Annotated in this window: 3 protein-coding genes; all 3 read right to left on the reverse strand. The window is 62.0% G+C overall.

The genetic code is table 11. The features are described 5' to 3' along the window. Positions 1-45 precede the first annotated feature (45 nt). Positions 46-411 carry an AraC family ligand binding domain-containing protein gene (locus WCJ41_RS21610; protein WP_336907901.1) on the reverse strand — a complete coding sequence of 122 codons (366 nt, stop codon included), beginning with the start codon at positions 409-411 and terminating at the stop codon, positions 46-48. A 2-nt stretch (positions 412-413) separates the two neighbouring features. After that, the gene (locus WCJ41_RS21615) at positions 414-1,838 is read right to left on the reverse strand and encodes an FAD-binding oxidoreductase (RefSeq protein WP_336907902.1); all 1,425 of its coding nucleotides are present in this window, start codon (positions 1,836-1,838) and stop codon (positions 414-416) included. Then, positions 1,816-2,262: acyl-CoA thioesterase (locus WCJ41_RS21620; protein ID WP_336907903.1), on the reverse strand; the 447-nt coding region annotated here is incomplete at its 5' end. The genes WCJ41_RS21615 and WCJ41_RS21620, both read right to left, overlap by 23 nt.

The following is a 2,262-nucleotide window of genomic DNA, read 5'->3' on the forward strand; positions in this document are numbered from 1 at the left end:
CGTTCTGGCGTGGGGCGTCCACCACGCGGTTGCCCTTGGGGCCCGTCAGGGCTCTTCCATGTTGTTGCGTTTGGCCCAATCGATTGGATAAAGCGCATAAAAGTATTCACATCTCCTCCCGGTCATGTCGTAGTCGAGCGTCACACCTTCCGGAAGCCAGACGATATCGCCGGGATGGCACTCACACTCACCGGCGTCAGTCCTGACGATCATCGAACCGGCATGTATGAACAGCACTTCGTCGTAAAGCGTGGTCCAATGGATGCAAACATCCTCGCCGATTTCCATGCCGGCACCGATGTGGTTACTGAAGCCGACCGTGATGGTGCGGGCTGTCTGCGTCACGCCAGACGGTGTCTTGCAGTCCTTGAACGGCAATTCCCCGCGTTTGAACACTCGGGCTTCGGGCATGGTTACCTCCTCGGACTGATGACGGTTGATGTTGTGATGCCGCCCGGGGCCATGGCAGCAAGCGCACGGACCACGAGACCAGGCTTCCGGCTTTCCTGCTCGAGCCTGTCCTTCCGGCGAATGGCCTGGCGCACCATATGGGCGCCAATGTAGCGGATGGGCTCCTTCGGCAGCCAGCGTTCCGGCGGCCGCACCAGCCCGCACGACGACCATTCGTCTTTCGTGCCGAGCGCCAGGCTGGCCAAGATCCGCGCCGTCACCGGCGTCGTCGCCACTCCGTTTCCGGAAAAGCCGTAGCCGTAAAAAATGTTCGGCGTGCCCGGTAGCGGCCCAAACAATGGCAAGCCGCTGCGCGTCCGGTCGATGGGTCCACACCAGCTGTCGACGTAGGGTAGGTTGGCGAAGGCCGGAAACCCCCTGGCAACACTGGACCTTATGTCGGCTTCGCGGATGGACCGACCCTCGAAGCGGTTTGCGCCCAAGCCTCCAAAGCCGATGATTCCGCCGCTGATGCCGGGCTGGAAGCGATCGTCGGCGGTGGTCCGGAAACCCGTGACAAAGGTTTGGCTGTCGCCCAGCAGGGGACGGCGCCGGTAACCCATCTTGTCGAGAAGTTCGGGTACCGGTTCGGTGACCGCGTCGTCGCTGGCAATCACCAGGATCGACGAACGAAGTTCGGGAAGCGACGCGGACCATGCGTTGAGCGTCAGGACGCAGATCGGGGCCTCCATCCTGCCCCTGGCCGTTTCCACGACTGCCGGGCGCCGCCGGTCGAGCTTCAGCATGCGCGAATTTTCAAAGATGCGGACGCCTCTCGCCAGGGCCACGCGGCGCAGGCCACGCACCAACTTTCCGGGATGAATGGTCGTTGCCGAAGGATCATGAATTCCGGCCAGAAAGCGGTCCGTGCCGCAGAGCGCCTCAATCTCCTCTCGGCTGAGACGGTTGAAAGGATGGAGGCCGCTGCTCTCCAGGTTCGCCAGTATGCCGTTCCACGACCCGATATGTGTCTCGCAGGTTGCGCCCCAGATCCATCCATCGGGACGGAATTCCGCATCGATCCCGTTGGCCTTGCAAAAGGCGTCGATGTTCTTCGCCGATTCGGCAAAGGCATGACCAAGGAAAACTGCTTCCTGATCGCCGCAGAATGCTTTCAGAGCTGCAAGCTTTGCCCACTGCGACAGCACCATGCCGGAATTCCGCCCGGACGCGCCGCCGCCGCAGATATCGGCCTCGACGATGGCCACGTCGCAGGCGGGATCCCGGGCCTTGATTTCAAGCGCCGTCCAGAGGCCCGCCATACCGCCTCCAACGATGCAGATGTCGGCTTTGTGCGTTCCCTGGAGAACGGGAGCGTCGACTTCACCGGGCCCAATGGCCTGCCGCAGCCAGATGCAGCGGCCGTCACGGCGGGTGGGAGTGACCATCGAGATACTCCTTCGTCTTAGACAACATGTCTGCGGTGAGTGGCAGGGAAACACGGTTTGCAAGATCGAAATGGACTGTCACGTGGTCGCTGGTGGCGCGAAGCTCCCCATCTTCCAAATCGGTCAATTCGTGCCGGAACCCGATGGAAGAGCGGCCGACACGGGTCATGGCAGTGGAGACCACCAGCAAGTCGCCCGACAGAATCTCGCGGCGATACTCAATGGTCTGCTTGGCGTCGGCCCAGCCTCTCTTCGTCTCCTTCAGCAGCCGCGGGCCGCCCAAGAGCGCCAGAAAGTGAAACGTTGCACCGTCGAACAGAGCGCAATAGTGCTGGGTGTTCATGTGCCCCATGGAGTCGCAATGCCAGGGATAGGCCACGCCGCGGAAGGTCTCGACTTTCTTCGCTTCGGACACGGGGCTTTC

It is taken from the genome of Aestuariivirga sp. (assembly GCF_037139295.1).
Taxonomy (GTDB): domain Bacteria; phylum Pseudomonadota; class Alphaproteobacteria; order Rhizobiales; family Aestuariivirgaceae; genus Aestuariivirga.